This window comes from Amorphus sp. 3PC139-8 (assembly GCF_040750475.1).
In the GTDB taxonomy this organism is placed as follows: domain Bacteria; phylum Pseudomonadota; class Alphaproteobacteria; order Rhizobiales; family Amorphaceae; genus Amorphus.
Map to the genome: position 1 here is coordinate 135,812 of NZ_JABJVY010000007.1, position 20,900 is coordinate 156,711.

The 20,900-nt window shown below is 65.3% G+C and carries 13 protein-coding genes; 8 read left to right on the top strand and 5 right to left on the bottom strand.

The window, feature by feature from the left end:
- Positions 1–46 precede the first annotated feature (46 nt).
- The gene (locus HNS03_RS09075; protein WP_367194690.1) at positions 47–1,153 is read left to right on the top strand and encodes a linear amide C-N hydrolase; all 1,107 of its coding nucleotides are present in this window, start codon (positions 47–49) and stop codon (positions 1,151–1,153) included.
- Positions 1,154–1,206: 53 nt separating this feature from the next.
- A complete protein-coding gene (locus HNS03_RS09080; RefSeq protein WP_367194691.1) occupies positions 1,207–1,938 on the top strand; it encodes an MBL fold metallo-hydrolase in 732 nt (243 codons plus the stop codon).
- Positions 1,939–1,965: 27 nt separating this feature from the next.
- Here HNS03_RS09080 and HNS03_RS09085 read toward each other — a convergent pair whose 3' ends face one another.
- Complete coding sequence (locus HNS03_RS09085; RefSeq protein ID WP_367194692.1) at positions 1,966–3,171, bottom strand: patatin-like phospholipase family protein; 1,206 nt, start codon at positions 3,169–3,171, stop codon at positions 1,966–1,968.
- A gap of 415 nt (positions 3,172–3,586) precedes the next feature.
- Between HNS03_RS09085 and lipA the strand changes: the two genes are divergently transcribed.
- Together lipA and HNS03_RS09095 are read left to right on the top strand one after the other, a co-directional pair.
- Entirely contained in the window at positions 3,587–4,552 is a 966-nt protein-coding gene (gene lipA, locus HNS03_RS09090; protein WP_367194694.1) for a lipoyl synthase, read from the top strand.
- 129 nt (positions 4,553–4,681) lie between these two features.
- A complete protein-coding gene (locus HNS03_RS09095; protein WP_367194695.1) occupies positions 4,682–5,134 on the top strand; it encodes a type II toxin-antitoxin system RatA family toxin in 453 nt (150 codons plus the stop codon).
- Positions 5,135–5,257: 123 nt separating this feature from the next.
- Here the strand turns inward: HNS03_RS09095 and HNS03_RS09100 are convergent, their stop codons facing one another.
- Positions 5,258–6,787: a YifB family Mg chelatase-like AAA ATPase gene (locus HNS03_RS09100; protein WP_367194696.1), complete on the bottom strand. Its 1,530-nt coding sequence runs from the start codon at positions 6,785–6,787 to the stop codon at positions 5,258–5,260.
- Between the two features lie 135 nt (positions 6,788–6,922).
- The gene (locus HNS03_RS09105; RefSeq protein WP_367194698.1) at positions 6,923–9,589 is read right to left on the bottom strand and encodes an Rne/Rng family ribonuclease; all 2,667 of its coding nucleotides are present in this window, start codon (positions 9,587–9,589) and stop codon (positions 6,923–6,925) included.
- Positions 9,590–10,271: 682 nt separating this feature from the next.
- Between HNS03_RS09105 and HNS03_RS09110 the strand changes: the two genes are divergently transcribed.
- The 3 genes from HNS03_RS09110 (at position 10,272) to prfB (ending at position 15,624) form a co-directional block, all read left to right on the top strand.
- The gene (locus HNS03_RS09110) at positions 10,272–11,516 is read left to right on the top strand and encodes an N-acetylmuramoyl-L-alanine amidase (RefSeq protein WP_367194699.1); all 1,245 of its coding nucleotides are present in this window, start codon (positions 10,272–10,274) and stop codon (positions 11,514–11,516) included.
- Between the two features lie 341 nt (positions 11,517–11,857).
- Positions 11,858–14,356, top strand: coding sequence for a penicillin-binding protein 1A (locus tag HNS03_RS09115; RefSeq protein WP_367194701.1), 2,499 nt, complete (start codon positions 11,858–11,860; stop codon positions 14,354–14,356).
- 136 nt (positions 14,357–14,492) lie between these two features.
- A protein-coding gene (gene prfB, locus HNS03_RS09120; protein WP_367194703.1) for a peptide chain release factor 2 occupies positions 14,493–15,624 on the top strand; the annotation gives its coding sequence in 2 pieces (ribosomal slippage) (positions 14,493–14,561 and positions 14,563–15,624; 1,131 coding nt in all).
- A 368-nt stretch (positions 15,625–15,992) separates the two neighbouring features.
- On the opposite strand, the gene HNS03_RS09125 is transcribed toward prfB, so the two are convergent.
- Positions 15,993–16,835: a ferritin-like domain-containing protein gene (locus tag HNS03_RS09125; protein WP_367194705.1), complete on the bottom strand. Its 843-nt coding sequence runs from the start codon at positions 16,833–16,835 to the stop codon at positions 15,993–15,995.
- Positions 16,832–17,299 (bottom strand): thioredoxin-dependent thiol peroxidase, encoded by a 468-nt coding sequence (gene bcp, locus HNS03_RS09130; RefSeq protein WP_367194706.1) that lies wholly within the window; start codon positions 17,297–17,299, stop codon positions 16,832–16,834. Before bcp ends, HNS03_RS09125 begins: the two co-directional genes overlap by 4 nt.
- Positions 17,300–17,504: 205 nt before the next feature.
- Here bcp and HNS03_RS09135 point away from each other — a divergent pair, with 205 nt between their 5' ends.
- Positions 17,505–20,864 carry an AsmA-like C-terminal region-containing protein gene (locus HNS03_RS09135; RefSeq protein ID WP_367194708.1) on the top strand — a complete coding sequence of 1,120 codons (3,360 nt, stop codon included), beginning with the start codon at positions 17,505–17,507 and terminating at the stop codon, positions 20,862–20,864.
- Positions 20,865–20,900: the final 36 nt, after the last annotated feature.

A 20,900-nucleotide genomic window follows, 5' to 3' on the forward strand; every position in this document is an offset into this window, starting at 1 on the left:
TAACAGCGTCGAGCCGCGCTCCGATGCAAAGTAGAAGGATCACGCCATGCAGTTCGCCCGTCGGACAGTCACCAAAGTTGCGGCCTCCGCATTCGCCGCGCTCATTGCCTTCGCGCCGGCGGCGCAGGCCTGTACCGGCATCACGCTGACGGCTAAGGACGGCACCGTCGTGCGTGCACGCACGATGGAATTCAACGTCAATCTTCAGTCGGAGGTCATTCTCGTCCCGCGCGGCTATGAGCGCACGGGTGAGACGCCGGACGGCAAGCCGGGCCTGAAATGGAAGGTCAAGTACGCCAATGTCGGCACCAATCCGGAAGGGCTGCCCTACGTCGTCGATGGGCTGAACGAGAAGGGGCTCTCGATGGGCCTGTTCTACTTCGATCAGTCCGCGAAGTATCAGCCCTATAAGCCGGAGGATGCGTCGAAGACGATGGCCTCCTGGCAGCTCGGCTCCTACATTCTCGATAACTTCGCGACCGTCGAGGAGGTCAAGGCGGCGCTGTCGGACGTCGTCGTCGCGCCGGTCGTCTTCAAGGCGTTCAACATCGTCCTGCCGGTGCATTTCGTGGTGACCGACCCGACCGGGGCTTCGATCGTCATCGAGTATGTCGATGGCAAGCTGAATATTCACGACGATCAGATCGGCATCATCACCAACAATCCGCCGTTCGATTGGCACATGACCAATCTGCAGAACTATGTGAACTTGAGCGTGACGAATTCCGCGCCGCAGAAATTGGGTGACGTGACCATCGAAGGGTTGGGTCAGGGGACCGGCCTACTCGGCATGCCGGGCGATTTCACCTCGCCGTCCCGCTTCGTGCGCGCGGCCATTTTCGCCCATGGCATCGGTCCGGTGGCGAACAGCGACCATGCCGTGTTCCAGGCCTTCCACATCCTGAATAATTTCGACATTCCCAAGGGCGTGGCCCGGGCCGACGAGGCAAGCTCCGACGGCAAGATCTCGGCCGACTACACCCAGTGGACCAGCGCCAACGATCTCGCCAACAAGCGATTCTACTTCCGGACCTACGACAACAGCGACATCCGCTTCGTCGATCTGACCAAACAAAAGCTCGACGGCGACGATATCCAGACCTGGTCGATGGACGGATATGAAGTCGCTCACGAGCTGGGCCAGCCGGAATAGACGTTCTTCAGCGTCTCTGGTTCGCTGTCCGGCGAGCTTGGAGGAATGCGGGGATGCAGCGGGTATCGGCCGACAAATGGTATCGTACGCGGCGGCTGGCCGACGACGTTACCCATATCGACGAGCCTCATATCCGCACGTTCTATCGTTGCAACATCTGGCATGTCCGGGGCCGGGACCAGGACATGTTGGTCGATTCCGGCATGGGCGTGGTCAGTCTCCGCGCCCATGTTGCGCTGGTGAACGAACGGCCGCTGACCGCTGTCGCAAGCCATACCCATTTCGATCATATCGGATGTCATCACGAGTTTGCGGAGCGATGCGTGCACCATGCCGAGGCTGAGATCCTGGCGCATCCGACGCGGCAGGCGACGCTCGCCGATTCTTATGTGAACAACGAGATCTTCACCGCCCTGCCGCCGGAGCCCTATCGCGCAGAAGCCTATGCCGTGGCAGCGGCCCCGGCTACGCGCCTGTTGGGCGACGGCGATGCGATCGACCTCGGCGACCGCTATTTCGAGGTGATCCACACGCCGGGGCATTCGCCGGGCGGAATCGCACTCTATGAGGCGGCGACGCAGATCCTGTTCTCCGGCGATATCGTCTATGACGGACCGCTGGTGGAGGACTGCTACCACTCCGACGCGACTGACTATGTTGCCTCGATGGCGCGGCTCTACGATCTACCGGTGTCGGTGGTCCATGGCGGGCACTTCCCGAGCTATGGTGCGGAACGCCACAAAGAGATCGTCGGTGAGTGGCTGAAGACGAAGGGCGCGCTCTGATCGCGCTTTCGAAGGGGCATCGCCGGGTCAGTTGCCGGTGGGTGGCCTCGTCCGCCAGACGTCGCCATTGAGGGCGCGCTGATAGCCGTAGTCGAACAGCGCCGTCATGTAGTCTTGGTCGAACGGCGCGGGCAGCTCCTTGTCGAAATCGCGGCCGACATAGGTGACGTAGAAGGCGACGCCCCGGCTCTTGGCGATATCGTACATGATCTCGATCGATTGGATGCCGTGGCGTTTGATGATGGTGGAAAGCGAGCGCCCGGCGATGGAGAAGGTGCGCGCCTTGGTCTGCTCGAAGCGCGGCTGCATGGTGTTGTTCATCAGGATGTAGAGGGCGCGTTTGCGCTTATCCAAGGATGCCCGCCGGTCTCGTGTGGCTTTGATTCTCGAGGGAAGGGTCAGAACCTGCATGGTGGATCCGCCGTCCACGTGCATTTCCTTGAAGGTTTCTCCGTCGGCAATCGCGGTGATGTAAACCGGCGGGAATACGCCGGGGATGGCGGCAGACGCCTGCAGGACGTCCAGGAACAGCTTGCGCCGGTTGGGGGCAGGGGTGGCGGCGATCGCGCCCATATCCCAGACCACGGGGCGCTGGGCATCGAGATTGGTGGTCACCACGTAGAGCCGGCGGCCTTTCTTGTGCTCGGCCGCGATCTGGTCGAGCATCCGCTTGGTGACCTTCTGCTCCATGGTTTGGCGAAGCGGCGCCGAGCTCGCCGCGGCCGCACCGCCGATGATGCCGCGTAGGCCGACAATCTGAAAGATCTGGTCGCGACCGATCTCCGTGTAGATAGACTTCAGCTCCTTGTCGTAGGCGGGACCGAGAAACACGAACGGCGCCATCAGCGCGCCGGTCGAGACGCCCGACACCATATCGAAATCCGGGCGTTTGCCGGTCTTGCTGAGGCCAACCATGACGCCGGCGCCATACGCGCCGTCTTCGCCGCCGCCGGAAATCATCAGCCAGTTGACGCTGCCGTGATTGAGGATCTCCATGCCGTTCACGGCGACTTGGTTCATCACTTGCGCCACCACATGATCGCGGAAGTTCGAGCCGTCATCATCGGCGTAGAAGCGGATATTTTCGAAGCCGGGGACGGTTGCCGCCGCCTGGTCGTCCGCATCGAAATCCGGCCGTTCCGGCAACGACGCGCAGCCGGCAAGGGCGAGAAGGGTCAGCGCGAGCGCGGCGACCGGCAGTCGCAGACGCCTGGAACATGTGCCGTACGCCATGGCGGAGCCCCCTTGCAGCATGGCAAATTGTGCGCCTGCAGCCGATTGGCCGGACGCTCGTGCCCCAGTTGCCTCATTCTTAGCCAAATTCGCGCACACCCGCAGCCGAATTCTGCGTGCCCGAACAGGCCCTGGACCGATACGCCCGAAAGGCGAGGCCGACGTGCTTCTCGTGCGGATCGCCGCCTGATCGCGCATTGCATGCAGCTTCCTGGCTTTGCCGGCGAGAGCCTCTATGTGTCGCAGGAGCCCCAGCTCTGAGCCGGAAGCGGTTCAAGCCGCGCGCACTTTGGGCTAAGGGAGGGGGTGCACCGACGTTCGCGGCTTGAGATGAGGAGCGCGCGACGGGGTGCGCGGGCCGTCGGGCAGAGGCGGCCTTGAACTTGCGTGGCCGACGCCCAACAATGAGCGGACTATGGTGACACTTCTCGACACGACCGACCGCCCCGCCGAAATCAGCCGTCCGCGCCATCCGGAAAAGGCGCGCCGGCCCGACACGCCGATGCAGCGCAAGCCGGACTGGCTGCGCGTGAAAGCGCCGGGCTCGCCCGTTTATCGCGACACCCAGAAGATCGTGAAGGACAACGGCCTCGTCACCGTGTGCGAGGAGGCGGGCTGTCCGAATATCGGCGAATGCTGGTCGAAGAAGCACGCCACCTTCATGATCATGGGCGACACCTGCACCCGCGCCTGCGCGTTCTGCAATGTGCGTACCGGCATGCCGGAGCCGCTCGACGGCGAAGAGCCGCGCAAGGTGGCGGAAGCCGTCGCCATGCTCGGGCTGCAGCATGTGGTGATCACGTCCGTCGATCGGGACGACCTCGCCGACGGCGGCGCGGAGCATTTCGTGGAGGTGATTTCCGCAATCCGCGCGGCCGCGCCCGGTACGACCATTGAGATTCTGACGCCGGATTTCCTGCGCAAGCCCGGTGCGCTGGAGCGCGTCGTCGAAGCCAAGCCGGACGTCTTCAACCACAATCTGGAAACCGTGCCCGGGCTTTATCTGACCGTCCGCCCCGGTGCGCGCTACTACCACTCCATCCGATTGCTGGACCGGGTGAAGCAGCTCGATCCGACCATGTTCACCAAGTCCGGCATCATGGTCGGGCTCGGGGAGGAGCGGAACCAGGTTCTGCAGCTCATGGACGATCTGCGCTCGGCGGATGTGGACTTTCTGACGATCGGCCAGTACCTGCAGCCGACCCGCAAGCACCACGTGGTTGAACGGTTCGTGACGCCGGAGGAGTTCAAGTCCTACGAGGCGATCGCCTATGCCAAGGGCTTCTTGATGGTCTCGTCGAGCCCGCTGACCCGCTCGTCGCATCATGCCGGAGAGGATTTCGCCCGGCTGAAGGCGGCCCGCGAAGCCAGATCACAATGATGTCGGGTCGCTTCGAGCTTTGATCGCGAACCACGACGGCGGGCCGGACGTTAGCGCAGAGAGCGAGTTTGCCGGTGCCGCGTTTCGTCTCTGAATTGAATCTAGCCCGTGTCGGACCGAAAGACCCCGATGCCGCATTTTGAAACCACACGCCGCGTCGCCCATACCGCCGAGGACATGTTCGACCTTGTTGCGGACGTGGAGAAGTATCCGAATTTCGTTCCGCTGTGCCAGTCGCTGACGGTGCGCGGACGGCGCGAACAGGACGACGGGACCGAGCTCCTGATCGCCGACATGACGGTCGCCTACCGCTTTATCCGGGAGACGTTCACGTCGCGGGTGCAACTCGACCGCGCCAATCAAACGATCTTCGTGGAGTATTTGGACGGGCCGTTCCGGCACATGGAAAACCGCTGGACCTTCAAACCGATCGACGAGGGTCACTGCGAGGTCGGCTTTTTCATCAACTACGAGTTCAAAAGCCGAGCGCTGGCCGCCGTCATGGGTTCGGTGTTCGACCGCGCCTTCCGCCGGTTCGCTACGGCCTTCGAAGAGCGCGCTGACGAGGTCTACGGGACCTGAATAAACAAGGTCTTCTTCTTCGTTCGCGCCATCTCGCCGTGCTCGCGGCTGCGCGGGCGCGGCCAGCAGAGGTGTGTTCCTTCGCCTCAAGCCCTTCCGCTCAGATGGAACCATCCGACCGTTTCACGCCGCCATCGCGAGCCGTGGGCCGGACTGGCGATAGGCCAGGGCTTCGGCCAGGTGCACCCGGCGCACTCGATCCGACTCGTCGAGGTCCGCCAGCGTGCGGGCGACCTTCAACACCCGGTGATAGCCACGGGCCGATAAGCGCATCGCCTCGGCCGCATCCGCAAGCAGCCGGGCGCCGTCCGTATCCGGCGTGGCGATCTCTTCAATCAGCGACGGACCGCATTCGGCGTTGGTGCGCATCGGGACATTCAAGGCCGCGAAGCGATCGGCCTGGCGGGTCCGGGCCGCACTCACGCGGGCGGCGACTTCCCGCGAGCCTTCCGTGGGCGCGGGTAGCGCGAGATCGGCGGCCGTGACGGCGGCGACATCGATCCGCACATCAATCCTGTCCAGGAACGGGCCGGAGAGGCGGGCCTGATAGTCTGCGGCGCAGCGGTCCCCGCGCCGGCACTGATGGCCGGGCTCACCATAGTAGCCGCATCGGCACGGGTTCATGGCGCAAACGAGCTGGAATTGCGCGGGATAGCTGACCCGATGGTTGGCGCGCGCGATCACGGCCCGGGCGGTCTCTAGCGGTTCGCGCAAGGCGTCGAGCACCTGGGGCGCGAACTCCGGCAATTCGTCGAGAAAGAGCACGCCGAGATGGGCCAGGGACGCCTCGCCCGGCCGCGCCCGGATTCCGCCACCAACCATGGCCGCGCTGGAGGCGGAATGGTGCGGCGCGCGAAACGGCCGCCGGCTCGACAGGCGCCCTTCGGCGAGCTGCCCCGCAATCGACTGCACCATGGAAACTTCCAACAGTTCCCGTGGCGACAGAGCGGGCAGGATAGTGGGCAGGCGTTGCGCCAGCATCGACTTGCCGGCGCCGGGCGGGCCGACCATCAGGAGATTGTGCCCACCGGCCGCGGCGATTTCGAGCGCGCGCTTGGCGGTTTCCTGACCCTTGACGTCGGCGAGGTCCCCTTGCGGCAGGGCCTCGTCGCGGATCTTCGGATCCGGTCGCGATAGCACCTGTGTGCCTTTGAAATGATTGGCGAGCGCGATCAGGCTGCGCGGGGCGAGGATCGCCATGTCGCCGGAAGCCCAGGCCGCCTCGGGGCCGGATGCGGACGGGCAGATCAGGCCCTTGGAGAGGGCGTTGGCGCCGATTGCCGCCGGCAGGACGCCGGCGACGGGCGCGATGGTTCCGTCAAGCGAGAGCTCGCCGAGCACCACATAGTCGAGCACCTGGTCCGCCGGCAGCACCCCCATTGCGGCCATCAACCCGACGGCGATCGGCAGATCGTAGTGACTGCCTTCCTTGGGCAGGTCGGCGGGAGCGAGATTGACCGTGATGCGCTTGGGCGGGAGCGATAGCCCGGATGCTATCAGGGCGGAACGCACCCGCTCGCGACTTTCCGCTACGGCTTTGTCCGGCAGGCCGACGATGGTGAAGGCGACCGCCCCCGGTCCGATCTGGACCTGCACGTCGACCGGCACCGCCTCGACGCCCTGAAAGGCCACCGTGGTCACGTGGGACACCATCTTGCCACCCCTCTTCGCCCGAACCGCAATTCAGGGTAGTCGATCGGGCGAAGTGTGGCAAGAACAAGACGTGAACAATTCGGGCGTTTCCAAGCGAAGCGCACGCCGCTTCGCCTCGAAATGCCGTCCTGGAGGCTAGAAGAAGCTCCGGCGCTGCCACCAGCCGCGCTTGGCGCGAGGCTTGTCCTCGTCGTCTGCGCCATCGCCCGTCTCCGCTTCGGCGGGCTCGCCACCACCGGTGGGGCCATGGATCGGATGCAGAGCCGCCTGCGCAGTCTCCTCCGTGCCGCTGTCCTCATCGGACGCGGCCTCGACCGGCTCTTCGCTCTCCTCCGGTCCGGCCAGGCTCGGCGCCGGTTCCGCCGGCGTCTCGGGCTTGGGAGCAGCTTCGGGCGCTTCGACCTTCGCCGACGCATCGACTGCATCCTGAGCGGATTCCGCGACGGATTCGTCGGCGACAGCGGCCGGAGCCGGCCTCTCGTCCTCCGCGGAAGCGGCTTCGGTCTCGGCCTCTTTGGCCCCGTCCGCTTCGGTGTCGGCAATCTCGGCCGGCGCGGACTGCGCGCCGTCGGTCGCGGCCGTCGCGTCGGCAGCCGGTGCGGATTCGCCCTGCGCCTCGGTGTCCTCGCTGGTCGCGGCTTCGTCCTCGCCGCGTTCCCGGCGATTGCGGCGTCCGCCCCGACGGCCACGGCGGCGGCGCGGCTTGTTGTCGTCCTCGGCCCCGGCCTCGCTCTGATCGGCGCCCTCGGCGGTCTCTTCCGAGCCTTCCTCCTGCGCGCTTTCGGTCGTCTCCTCGGCATTGGTGGGCGGGGTGTCGGCCGTTGCCTCCTGAGGTGCGCTGTCGGCTTCGGCGTCCGATCCGCTGCGGCGACCGCGCCGGCGGCGCTTGCGGCGGCGCTGGTTGCCGTCTCCGCTCTCCTGTGCCGGCTGCGGTTCGGCCGGGGCCGGTGCAGGAGCCTCTTGGACCTCCGGTTCGATCTCGATCACCGCCTGGGGCGGAGCCTCGCCTTCCGCGCGCTCCACCGGCTCGCGGTTGTCGATTTCCAAATGCTTGGTGCCCAGGCTGTCATCCGCCGCGATCGCCACGGTCAGCCCGAAGCGCGCTTCCAACTCGGCCAGGTGGTGGCGCTTCTGGTTCAGGATATAAAGCGCGACCTCCACCGGCGTGCGCACGGTCAAATGATGGGTCGCGGTCCGCAGAAGATGATCTTCCAGCGCGCGCAGCACATAGAGCGCCACGGAATCGGTGGAGCGCACGATGCCGGTGCCGTGGCAATGGGCGCAGAGCGTCGTGGAGCTCTCCACTACGCCCTGGCGGATGCGCTGACGCGACATCTCCAACAGGCCGAAGTGCGAGATCCGGCCGACCTGGATGCGAGCGCGATCGACCTTCAGACATTCCTTGAGCTTGCGCTCGACCGACCGGTTGTTGCGCTTCTCCTCCATGTCGATGAAGTCGATCACGATCAGGCCGGCAAGGTCGCGCAGCCGGAGCTGGCGGGCGATCTCCTCCGAGGCTTCCAGATTGGTCTGGAGCGCGGTCGCCTCGATGTTGTGCTCGCGCGTGGCGCGGCCGGAGTTCACGTCGATGGAGACCAGGGCCTCCGTCGGGTTCAGCACGATATAGCCGCCCGACGGCAGAGTCACCTGCGGCGAGAACATCGCATCGAGCTGCGCCTCCACGCCGAAACGGGTGAAGATCGGCGTGATCTCGCGATAGGGCTTCACGTTCTTGGCATGGCTCGGCATGAGCATGCGCATGAACTCTTTCGCCTCGCGATAGGCGGCCTCGCCGTGGACGAGGATCTCGTCGATGTCCTTGTTGTAGAGGTCGCGGATCGACCGCTTGATCAGGCTGCCTTCCTCGTAGACGAGCGTCGGCGCCACCGATTTCAGCGTCAGATCGCGCACGTTTTCCCACATGCGCAGAAGATATTCGAAATCGCGCCGGATCTCCGCCTTGGTGCGGCTTGCGCCGGCGGTGCGCAGGATCACGCCCATACCTTCCGGCACGTCGAGATCGCTGACGATCTCCTTCAGCCGCTTGCGGTCTTGAGGCGTGGTGATCTTGCGCGAAATGCCGCCGCCGCGGGCGGTGTTCGGCATCAGGACGGAGTAGCGGCCTGCGAGCGAGAGATAGGTGGTCAGCGCCGCGCCCTTGGTGCCGCGCTCTTCCTTGACGACCTGGACCAACAGGATCTGGCGGCGCTTGATGACCTCCTGGATCTTGTAGGTCTTGCGAGCCGGGCGCTGGCGCCGCTCCATCGCCTCGTCGAGCGCGTCTTCCGCTCCGACCGATTCGACGGTGTCGTCGTCACCCTCGGTGTCGCTGTCGCCGTTGTCTCCGTTCTCGCCCGCCTCCGAGGCGCTCGGGGCGGCCTTCTCGGGACGCTCGCCATCCTCGTCCGCGGTTTCGGAGCTCTTGGCTTCGGCCTCGTCGCTCTCCACTGCAGCGCGCTTGGCTTTGGAGCGCGACTTCTGAGGCTGATCCTCCGACTTGGACTGGGCGCGCGCCTCTTCGGCTTCCGCGTCCAGAAGAGCCTGCCGATCGGCGTGGGGGATCTGGTAGTAGTCGGGATGAATCTCGTTGAAGGCGAGGAAACCGTGGCGATTGCCGCCATAGTCGACGAAGGCGGCCTGCAGCGATGGCTCCACGCGCGTCACCTTTGCCAGGTAGATATTGCCCCGCAACGGCTTGCGGGCGGCGGCTTCGAAGTCGAAATCCTCGACCCGGTTACCGCGAACGACGACGACGCGCGTCTCTTCCGGGTGGGCTGCGTCGACGAGCATCTTGTTGGCCATAGGGCGAAAGCTCCTTGCCTCCAGACCCCGGGGGCGGCGGCGCAACCGCGCGCGCCGGTGGCCGGGGGGAGGCGATCTGGGTCGTTGAAACGATCACGGATGGGAAAGCGTCGCTGCGTGCGCCCCGGCAGAGGATGAGCTGACCCGGACTAGCGGGCAGGTTGGCCATCATGCGTTCGGAAAGGGGCAGCGCCGGGTCACGCGCTCGAACAATTCAATATCGATCCGCCGCGATTTTTCGAGAATCGCGGCGAGCGGATGCGCCGTTTGTCGTTCGGCGGCCATTGCTGCGCCACACATGAACCCTACAGCGCGGTTCGCACATGCGAACTCACTGGACGGGCTCCGTGTCCATCGAAGGAGCCGGGGCTCCGGCGCACGCTCAGGCTTCCCGTCCGGTCTGCTCGCCGATCCAAAAACACGCCACATGGCGTTCGAAGGATGATGGAGAGCTCTGATAAGGCAGCGCCTGCACCCTCCAACGGGAACGGCAAGGCCCGGAAAAGGAAATCATCCACAAGACAGATATTTACGGTTCTGTGTTGCAATTGGCAAGCAATTGATGGCGCACCGGAGATGACGGTCCGCGGATGGCAGCCGGGCGTTAACGGCAGGGCGATAATCCGCTATAGGCCGCAGCCGAGGCGCCGGGGGAAAGCGCGAAGGAATGAGGTGAGACAGGATGCGTGAAGGCCGGACCGCCAGCCGAGTGATCGCTGTGCTGATGGCGATCCTTCTCGCAGGTGCGATCGCACGCCCGGCCGACGCCGCCGCGCCGGACGATGACACGGAGGCGGTCGCGACCGGCGCACGGGTGGAGGGCGACGGCGAGCGCACGCGATTCGTGATCGATGTCGCCAAGGCGGTGGAATTCGGTACGTTCGTGCTTCCCGATCCGCGTCGCGTGATTATCGATCTTGCCAATGTGCGCTTCGATCTGTCTCCCGACGCCGGCCGAAAGGGCGCCGGCCTGGTGACGGCCTGGCGCTACGGCCAGTTCGCTCAGGGCCAGGCGCGCATCGTGCTCGACGTCGATGGGCCGGTGTCGGTGGAGCACGCCTTCTATCTGCCGCCGGTGGCCGATCAGCCCGGTCATCTGGTCGTCGACCTGGTGTCCGCCAGCGAGACGGACTTTCAGGCCGCCGTGAAAACGAGCCGCGGACGATCCGCCGGTGCGGAACCCGCACTCGCGACACCGACCGAGCCCGTTGGCGGGTCGAAGCCGGTGGTCGTTCTCGATCCCGGCCACGGCGGCGTCGACCCCGGCGCGGTCGGGGAGGGGGGCGTGTTCGAGAAAGACGTGGTCCTGACCTTCGCGAGCGAGCTGAAGAAAAAGCTGGAGGCGACCGACGACGTTGAGGTGCGCATGACCCGCGACGACGATCGCTTCTTGTCGCTGCGTCAGCGCGTGGAGGTCGCGCGTGGCTATGGCGCGGACTTGTTCGTCTCGATTCACGCCGATTCTGCGCCCCAGGACTATGTGCGCGGCGCGACCGTCTATACTCTCTCGGAGCGCCCCTCAGACGCCCAGGCCGCCGCGATCGCGGCACGGGAAAATCGGTCCGACGTGCTTGCCGGTATCGAAGTCGACGAGACCACCGACGAGGTCACCGACATTCTGATCGACTTGGCGCGCCGGGAAACCAAGGTGTTCTCCCACCACTTCGCCGAGGATGCGATCCAGCAGCTCGGAACGGCGGTGCTGATGCACAAAAATCCGCACCGGTCCGCGCGTTTCCGGGTGCTCAAGGCGCACGATATTCCCTCGGTCCTGATCGAGCTGGGCTATCTCTCAAACGCGCACGACGAGCAGCTTTTGACCGATCCGTCGTGGCGCGATCGAGCTTCGGATGCGTTGAGCGCGGCGGTGGAGCGCTTTTTCGGCCCCCGGCTTGCCCAGGGAAAAGGGGACACGGTTCCGCAATGATTGCCCCGAAGCGACCACTTTTTGGGCATATTCAAGGGAAGCTTAAGAGCTTCGGTTCAAACGATCGTGATGGGAGCCGTGGTTCTTGCGTCATTCGGGCGCCGGACGCTATGGCTTGAGTTTCTCGGGCCGAAGAGTGGGCGACCGGTGGGAAGGCTGCCGGGCGGGACGTGCGGATCGCGAGGCATGGATCCGGTGAACGTGGTGAGACCGTCGCCGGCGAGCGTGTCAGGCGATGTCGCAGACGGCGGACGGATCGGGATTGAGAGAGGCGTGTCGTTCCCTCGTGGAGGCAGGACGGCACCCCGACGCACCCTTTGGGCGGAGTTGAATACGGCACGATGCGCTTTCTTGTGAACACCATCGGCTATCTGGTCGGCATCGGCGTGGTCCTGGGCCTGATCGCCGCCGGCGCTGTCGGCTATTATGTGTACATGATGTCCGAGGATCTCCCGGACTACACGCAGTTGCGCAACTACGAGCCGCCGGTGATGACGCGTATCCACGCGTCCGACGGCAGCCTGGTTGCCGAATATGCGCGCGAGAAGCGCTTGTTCCTGCCGATCCAGGCGATCCCGGCGGTGATCAAGGAAGCCTTCCTCTCCGCCGAGGACAAGACCTTCTACACTCACAACGGCATCGACCTCGGCGGCATCGTGCGGGCCGCGGTCACCAACTTCCGCAACCGGGGAAGCGGTCGCCGGCCGGTCGGCGCCTCGACGATCACCCAGCAGGTCGCCAAGAACTTCCTTTTGACCAACGAGGTCTCGATCGAACGTAAGATCAAGGAAGCGATCCTGGCGCTACGGATCGAGCAGGCCTACACCAAGGACCGCATTCTCGAGCTGTACCTCAACGAGATCTATCTCGGCATGGGCGCCTACGGCGTCGCAGCGGCTGCGCTCGTCTATTTCGACAAGTCGGTGCACGAGCTGTCGATCGCGGAAGTCGCCTACCTGGCGGCGCTGCCGAAGGCACCGAACAACTACAATCCGTTCCGCGAGCCCGCGCGCGCCATCGAGCGCCGCAACTGGGTGATCGATCGGATGCTGGAGAACGGCTACATCACCGAGTCGGAGGCCGAGCAGGCCAAGAACGAGCCGCTGAAGGTGACGCCGCGTGACACCGGCTCGCATCTGTTCGCCTCGGACTATTTCGCCGAGGAGGTGCGCCGCCATCTGGCCAACATGTACGGCGAGAAGGGGCTATACGAAGGCGGCCTGTCGGTGCGCACGACGCTTAATCCCGAGCTTCAGGTCATGGCCCGCAACGCCCTCATGGACGGCCTGATCGATTTCGATGTCCGGCGCACCGGCTGGCGCGGTCCGGTCACCACGGTCGATCTCGGCAACGGGGCCGACTGGGGCGCGCGGGTTGGCGAAGTGAATGCCTATTCCGACTTGCCGGAGTGGCGGCTTGCCGTCGTCCTGTCGGTGGACGGCAACGAGGCGCAGATCGGCCTGCAACCGGAACGGCTCGTGTCCGGCGCCCTGTCGATCGAGCGCGAGCGCGGCCGCATTCCGTTCAAGGATGTCGCCTGGCGCCGGATCCAGCACGGACCGAAGCCGGGACAGGACTATGCGCACTACACCGGTGTGCGCAACATGACCGACCTGCTGCAGCGCGGCGACGTCGTTTATGTCGAGAAGGACGAAAGCGCGGACGGCGACGACGTCTACAATCTGCGCCAGGTGCCGGAAGTCTCCGGCGCGATCGTGGCCATGGATCCGCACACCGGACGCGTGCTGGCGATGGTCGGCGGCTTTTCCTTCGCCGAAAGCGAGTTCAACCGGGCCACCCAGGCCTATCGCCAGCCCGGCTCCTCGTTCAAACCGTTCGTCTACGCCACAGCGCTCGACAATGGCTATACGCCGGCCTCGATCGTGGTCGATGGTCCGATCGAGATCGATCCGGGCGCGGGCCAGGCGGTGTGGCGGCCAAAGAACTATGGCGGCAAATATGCCGGTCCGCGCACCCTGCGCTATGGCATCGAGCGCTCGCGCAACCTGATGACGGTGCGGCTCGCCAAAGACATGGGTATGCCGCTGATCGTCGAATATGCGCGGCGGTTCGGCATCTACGACAATCTGAAGCCGTTCCTGTCGATGTCGCTCGGTGCCGGTGAAACCACGGTGATGCGGATGGTCGGGGCCTACTCGATCATCGCCAACAGCGGACAGAAGGTGACGCCGACGCTGATCGACCGCATTCAGGACCGTTATGGTCGCACGATCTATCGTCACGACGATCGGATCTGTCAGGGGTGTGTCGCGGAGAGCTGGCACGACCAGCCCGATCCGACCATCATCGACGAGTCGGAATATGTGCTCGACCCGATGACCGCCTACCAGATCACCTCCATGATGGAAGGCGTGGTCCAGCGCGGCACGGCCACCCGGGTGCGGGCCGTCGGCAAGCCGATCGCCGGCAAGACGGGCACGACCAACGACGAGCGTGATGCCTGGTTCGTGGGCTTCACCCCGGACCTCGTTGCCGGTGTCTATGTGGGCTACGACAATCCGCGGCCGATGGGCCGCGGCGCCACCGGTGGCCAGGTTGCCGCGCCGATCTTCATCGACTTCATGAAGAGCGCGTTGGCCGATACCCCGGGGGTGGAGTTCCGCGTCCCCGAAGGCATCAAGCTGGTGCCGGTCTATGCCAGCACTGGCCAGCCTGCACCGAGCGGCGGTGCCGGCGTGATCCTGGAGGCGTTCAAGCCCGGCACGGCGCCCGGCGACACCTTCTCCGTGATCGGCCTCAACAGCGGCAAATCCTCGCGCTCCACCGTGACGCGCGAAAGCGAGCGTGCCGTCCTGTCCGGTACCGGCGGCCTCTACTGAGGCCGCCTCGCGGCGGATTTCCGATAAGGTCCGGACGGCGCGTTGCGTATGGCGCGCTCGCGCCTTATGTCGGGCAGTTCCCGGCGCGGCGCCGTCCGCGCCGAGCCCCCTTCTTTCCCTGATCCCGGATAGTGGAATGAGACCCGAGACCACCAACACCATCGAAGAAATCAAGCAGGCGTTGGGCCTGCTGAGGAGGTATCTTTGACTGGGAAACGGCACTCAAGCGGCTCGATGAGCTGAACGCGAAGGCGGAGGATCCGAGCCTCTGGAACGATCCGGGCGAAGCTCAGGCGCTCATGCGCGAGCGCCAGATGCTGGAGGATCAGATTTCGGCGGTTCGCCGGCTCGAGCAGGAGCTCGCCGACACCGTCGACCTGATCGAACTCGGCGAGATGGAAGAGGAAGCGAGCGTCGTGGAGGACGCGGAGGCGCAGTTGAAGGCGCTTCTGGCCGAATGCGACCGCCGCCAGGTCGAAGCGATGCTGTCCGGCGAGGCCGACGGCAACGACGCCTATCTGGAAGTCCACGCCGGTGCCGGCGGCACGGAAAGCCAGGACTGGGCGCAGATGCTTCTGCGCATGTACGTACGCTGGGCGGAGCGTGCGGGCTACAAGGTCGAGACGCTCGAAGTCCATGACGGCGAAGAGGCGGGCATCAAGTCGGCCACGATCCTGGTCAAGGGCCACAACGCCTATGGCTGGCTCAAGACCGAATCGGGTGTGCACCGTCTGGTGCGGATTTCTCCGTTCGACAGCCAGGCGCGCCGCCACACCTCGTTCGCTTCGATCTGGGTCTATCCGGTGATCGACGATTCGATCGACATCGAGATCAACGAGTCCGACGTCCGCACCGACACCTATCGCTCGTCCGGCGCCGGCGGTCAGCACGTCAACACCACCGATTCCGCGGTGCGCCTGACCCATATTCCATCCGGCATCGTGGTAGCCTGCCAGGCCGGTCGCTCTCAGCATCAGAACCGCGCTCAGGCGTGGGACATGCTGCGCGCCCGCCTCTATGAGGCGGAGCTGAAGAAGCGGGAAGAAAAGGCGATGGCGGAGGCCGCGTCCAAGTCGGACATCGGCTGGGGCCACCAGATCCGCTCCTATGTCCTGCAGCCCTATCAGCTCGTTAAGGATCTCCGGACCGGGGTGGAGAACACCTCGCCCCAGGCGGTGCTCGACGGCGATCTGAACGGCTTCATGGAAGCCACGCTCGCCCAGCGGGCCCACGGCGATACGGGTGTCGAAATCGAGGATGTGGACTGAGCAAACCCAGGAAAAGTGGGAACCGGTTTTCCATCCGGGTTTGCGGAGAGAGACAGCAAACCCAGGAAAAGTGGGAACGGGTTTGGGTTTTCGCCCTCACGCCGGGTTCGCTGGGCTCACCGGCTCCGGGTGGGCGGCCTGACCGGCCGGCGGGCAGTCGCCCGCTGGCTTCGCGAATTTCAGAAAAGTGGGAACCGGTTTTCCATCCGGGTTTGCGGTCTTCCGTTAGCGCTCGCCCAATACGCCGCTCATTCCCGCATTTGCGAGAATGAGCGGGTGGCGTGGTCCCGTCGTATAGGGTTCGCCCCGCCTGCCGGCACCGAAAGGGCAGCCAAAGGAACCCTCCCGCAGGCACGCGGAGCCGAGGTTCACGTCCGGATGATCTCCAGCGGCTTGTAGAAGCCGGGCGTGAGCCCGGCCTCGGAGCGGGCGCGGTCGTTGAAGGGCGGCTTCAGCGGGCTGCGAAAGTGCTTGCGCACCAGCGCGTGGAAGGTCGGCTCATAGGGCCGTTTCTCCCGGTCGCAGAGGAATTTGAACCACTTGGCGCCGAAATGGACGTGTTTCTTCTCGTCCTCGTAGATGCGCCGTAGGACGGCCGCGTCCGCCTCGTCTCCCCGCGCTTCGGCCTTTTCGATCATCGAGGGCGTGACGTCCAGGCCGCGCGCTTCCAGCACCAGCGGCACGATCGCAAGCCGGGCCGCCAGATCGTGACCGGTCTCCTCCGCCGCCTGCCACAGACCGTCATGGGCGGGAAGGTCGCCATAGCTGGCGCCGAAATCGGCCAGCCGGGCCTGCAGCAGCCCGAAGTGGATGCTCTCTTCCAGCCCCACCGTCACCCAGTCGTCGAAAAAGGACCGCGGCACCGGCTCGCCGGCAAAGCGCCCGACGATGTCCCAGGCAAGATCGACGGCATTGAGCTCGATATGGGCGAGCGCGTGCAGCAACGCGATATGGCCCGCCCGGCTGTCGCCGGAGCGCTTCGGCATATCGCGTGGTGCAAGCAGCATCGGCCGTTCCGGCCGTCCGGGGCGCGTGGGGACCGGCGGATCCAGCGGGGTCCGCTTCAACGATAAGGTGCGATCGAACCACAGCTTTGCCGTCGTGCGGGCGAGCGCGATCTTGCGATCGAGATCGGCCGTGGCGACGACGGTTCGCGCGCCGGCCGCCAGCGAGGCCGGCGCTTCGAGAGGGGTGTCGGAAGCGGTCGTCACAGGTTCTTGGCGGCCTCCAGAACCGCTTCGGCGTGACCGGCAACCTTCACTTTCCGCCAGATTTTCGCGATCGTGCCGTCAGAATTGATCAGGAAGGTGGCGCGCTCCACACCCATGAACTTTCGGCCGTACATGGATTTTTCGACCCAAACGCCATAGCTTTGACATACGGTTTTGTCTTCGTCCGAAGCCAGGGCCACTGCGAGGTCGTGTTTCGACCTGAACTTGTTGTGGCTGGCCACCGAATCGGGCGAGATCCCGACCACCGGAACGCCGAGGTCGGAGAAGCGGGGCATCAGCTCGGAAAAGCCCACAGCCTCTTTGGTGCAGCCTGAGGTGTCGTCCTTGGGATAGAAATAGAGGACGACCGGCTTGCCGCTGAACGACGACAGGGAGATCTCGCCGAGCGTGTCCGTTGAGAGCTTGAAGTCCGGTGCCTGATCGCCTTCCGACAGGGTGTTCATGGGCAAGGCCTCGCGTTGGAGAGAAAGGGTCGAGTTCCGAGGTGGGAAGCGAAGCAATCACGACTGGTTTTCGCTTCGCACGAACCTGGGTTTTGCCTGCCCGACGCGTGCGGTCAAGCGGTCCGATCGGCGCGGGCTGGTTCCGCCGGCCTGAGCGGAACGCGCGCGTATGAAGCCACAGAGGAGACACGTGGGAGGCAGACGCTTGCGGCCGACACTGCCGGTGGCGCGACGACGGCGAAGGGGGCTGCGTCTCCTTGGCCTGGTCGCTGTGGCGTTGGTCGGCCTTTTTCTCGCCCTCTCCGTTCGGGTGTGGGTCGCGCCGCTGACGATTCCTTCGGCGGACCGGACCGCCCGGTCAATCCTGCGCGAACTCGCCGGCGACGACGGGCGGGTGTCGGTGGGTGGCGTTTCTTTGGCCTGGACGCCGCAGCATGCGATCGAGATCGTGGTGCGGGACGTGACGCTGCGCGGCCCTGCTGGCGCGCTGGACACCCCCGAGGTGGTGTTCGACGTTGCGACCGGCTCGCTGCTGTCGGGCACCGTGCAGGTGCATTCGATCTCGATTTCCGATCCGGTTCTGGAGGTGAACTATCCCTCGCTCGGGAAGATGAACCTGCCGCAGCGCGATCGCTCGGCGGAGGACCCACCGATTCCGCTCGACATGCTGCCGGTCGCCGAACAGCGTCTGGCCCGCATTTCCACCCTGGCCCGGCGCTACGGGCTGTCGGCGCTGCACATCCTCAATGGCGAGCTCAGGCTTCCCAATCTCGACCCGCGGCTTGCCGACCGGACCTTCACCGCGATCGACGCCACCTTCCGTCCCGAAGCCGATGGCGATGTTGCCATCGATGCGCTCGGTCAGGCTGACAGCGGAAGCTGGCGGATCGCCATCAATCGCGCCAGCGCCGGCGATGGGTCCCAGCTCACCGCGTCTGCTCATGGCATCGGCCTGACGGATTTTGTCGACCTTCCGATCATTCGCTCCGGCTTCCTGGTTTCGCCGAAGATCTCTGCCAAATTCGCCCCTTCCGGGGCGCTCGACGAGGCCAAGATGGAGGTCACGGTCGACGAGGGTGTGTTCCAGATCGCCAAGGACCCCTCCCGCAGCGTCGATCATCTGCAGGTGACCGCGACCTGGAGTGCCAAGAACAACTTGATCACGCTGGCGCCGGTCGAGCTTCTGGCCGGTGCGACGTCGATGACGGGCAACGGCGTTCTGACGCCGCCCGATCGGACCGACGGTCCCTGGAAGTATCAACTGCAGACTGATGCGGCACGCATCGGACCGGACGATATCGACGGGCCGCCGCTGGAGCTGCTTGAGCTGTCGGTGGCGGGCACCATCGAACCGGGGCGCAGCTATCTGTCGTTCGATCGCCTGACGGCCCGCTCGAACCTCGGCTCGATCTACGGAGTGGGCTCGCTGGACTTCGGGCCGCATGGGCCGACCCTGGCCGCCGCCCTACGCCTGTCGGAGATGTCGGTCGCGACGCTTATGCGTATGTGGCCGGTCATCCTGGGCTACGAGGCCCGCAATTGGCTGGTGGGCAATGTGCCGTCCGGCCGGGTCAAGCAGGCGGACATGCAGTTCGCGCTGTTGCCGCGCGACATGGACGGCGATCCGACGACCCAAAGCCCGATGGAGCACACCATCGACATCTCGATTGCCTATTCGGACGGATCGCTGAAGCTGCCGGGCGAACTGCCGGCGATCACGGCGGCCACCGGCACGGCGAACGTGGTGGACCGCCACGTCACCCTCGACACCAAGACGGCCGAACTGATCCCGGAGAAGGGCGGTCCGGTGAAGGTGGAGGGCTTCTATGCCGACGTTCCCTCCGTCACGGCGAAGCCGCCGGTTGGCGAAATCCGTACCCGTCTGGTTGGGCCGGCAGCCTCCTTTGCGTCGCTGGCCGACGCCGACCCGATCGACGCGCTCAAGCTGGCCGGCGTTCAGCCGGACGACCTGTCGGGTGAGATCGCAGCCGACTTCCTGGCCGTAGGCCCGTTCGGCACGACCATCGAGCCCGATGCGCTCGACTGGTCCGTCGATGCGGCGCTGACCAATGTCTCCAGCTCAGCGCCGATCAAAGGCCAGACGATCAAGAACGCGAACCTGACGGTGACGGCCAACCGCACCCAGGCGACCCTCAAGGGCAGCGCGACCGTCGACGGCGTGAAGGCGACGGTGGATATGACCCAGGTCTTCTCCGGCGACGATCAGGGGCGGGAGGGAGACGTGTCGTTCATCCTGACCGATGCCGAGCGCAAGCGGCGGGGATGGGACGCAGGATCGCTGTTGAAAGGCCCGGTCGAGATTGCGGTGGCGGAGACGGCCGATGGGGCCCGGACATTCCAGGCCGATCTCACCAAAGCGCAAGTGACGCTTCCCGGCTTCGGCTGGACGAAAAGCGCCGGCGTTCCGGCCAAGGCGACCTTCGCGGTGGTCCAGGATGAAAACCGGATCGATGTGAACGATCTGCGGATCACCTCCGACGGCCTGGATATCGCGGGGACGGTGAAGCTCGCGGATGGCAAGCTCGAGCGAGCCAGCTTCGACCGTTTTGCTCTGCGTGCGAAGGACAGCGCCAAGCTCGTCATCGTGCCGGACGGCTCCGGCTACGACGTGAAGCTGACGGGGACGTCGTTCGACGGGCGCGGCGTGATCGATTCTCTGAAGAATGGCGGCGGCGATGGCGGAGGGGACGGCATGTCGGTTCCCATCGACATCCAGATCGCTCTCGACGAAGTCCAGGGCAATGGCGGCGTGCAGATGTCGGGGTTCACGGGCGACGTCAAGCTGCGCGACGGCCGATTGTCCGCGCTCGATCTCCAGGGGTCGACCAATGGCGGGCGGACCACGGATTTTAGCGCCGATGTCGCGCCCGGACGCGCCAATGCCCGTACCGTTACGGTCCAATCCGGCGATGTCGGTCGGCTGTTGCAGTTTCTCGATGTCTATCAGCGGCTTGCTGGCGGACAGGGCTCGCTACAGGCAACGCTGCGCCGCAACGCTCCGACGACCGGCCTGTTGACGGTGGAGAAGTTCCAGATCACCGGCGATCCGGCGGTGGAAGATCTCATCGATCGGACCGTGGGTGGAGACCGGGGGCGCCCGCAGCGCCCGCTTGCCTATCAGGAAGCGCCGAACGGTCCCGCCACGCGCGGCGCCTTTGATCAGCTCATCGTTCCGTTCAGCGAGCAGGACGGGCGCATCGAGATCTCCGATGCGATCCTGCGCGGGACCGCGATCGGCGGCACGGCCGGGGGCGTGGTCGATCTCGACAGCCGCATGCTGCAGATCAGTGGCACGGCGATCCCGGCCTATGTGGTCAACAATCTGTTCGGCCGGGTGCCGATCTTGGGCGAGATTCTGGGCGGGGGGAAAGAAGGCGGTCTGTTCGGGATCACGTTCCGCCTGGATGGGCCGATGTCGAGCCCGAATTTCTCGTTCAATCCGATCTCGGCGGTGACGCCGGGCATCTTCCGCCGGATTTTCGAGCATCAAAACGCCGACGGCGTGCCGGCGTTCCAGGCCCCTCCGCCGCGCACGAACAGGTAGCGGCGGGAAGTGGGGCGGGAGGGCCTCGGTCCCGCT

Coding starts and splice junctions, on each gene's coding strand:
- lipA (WP_367194694.1), top strand. CDS start 3,587: ATGGTGACACTTCTCGACACGACCGACCGCCCCGCCGAAATCAGCCGT.
- HNS03_RS09085 (WP_367194692.1), bottom strand. CDS start 3,171: ATGGCGTACGGCACATGTTCCAGGCGTCTGCGACTGCCGGTCGCCGCG.
- HNS03_RS09110 (WP_367194699.1), top strand. CDS start 10,272: ATGCGTGAAGGCCGGACCGCCAGCCGAGTGATCGCTGTGCTGATGGCG.
- HNS03_RS09115 (WP_367194701.1), top strand. CDS start 11,858: ATGCGCTTTCTTGTGAACACCATCGGCTATCTGGTCGGCATCGGCGTG.
- HNS03_RS09080 (WP_367194691.1), top strand. CDS start 1,207: ATGCAGCGGGTATCGGCCGACAAATGGTATCGTACGCGGCGGCTGGCC.
- HNS03_RS09105 (WP_367194698.1), bottom strand. CDS start 9,589: ATGGCCAACAAGATGCTCGTCGACGCAGCCCACCCGGAAGAGACGCGC.
- HNS03_RS09095 (WP_367194695.1), top strand. CDS start 4,682: ATGCCGCATTTTGAAACCACACGCCGCGTCGCCCATACCGCCGAGGAC.
- HNS03_RS09075 (WP_367194690.1), top strand. CDS start 47: ATGCAGTTCGCCCGTCGGACAGTCACCAAAGTTGCGGCCTCCGCATTC.
- bcp (WP_367194706.1), bottom strand. CDS start 17,299: ATGAACACCCTGTCGGAAGGCGATCAGGCACCGGACTTCAAGCTCTCA.
- HNS03_RS09100 (WP_367194696.1), bottom strand. CDS start 6,787: ATGGTGTCCCACGTGACCACGGTGGCCTTTCAGGGCGTCGAGGCGGTG.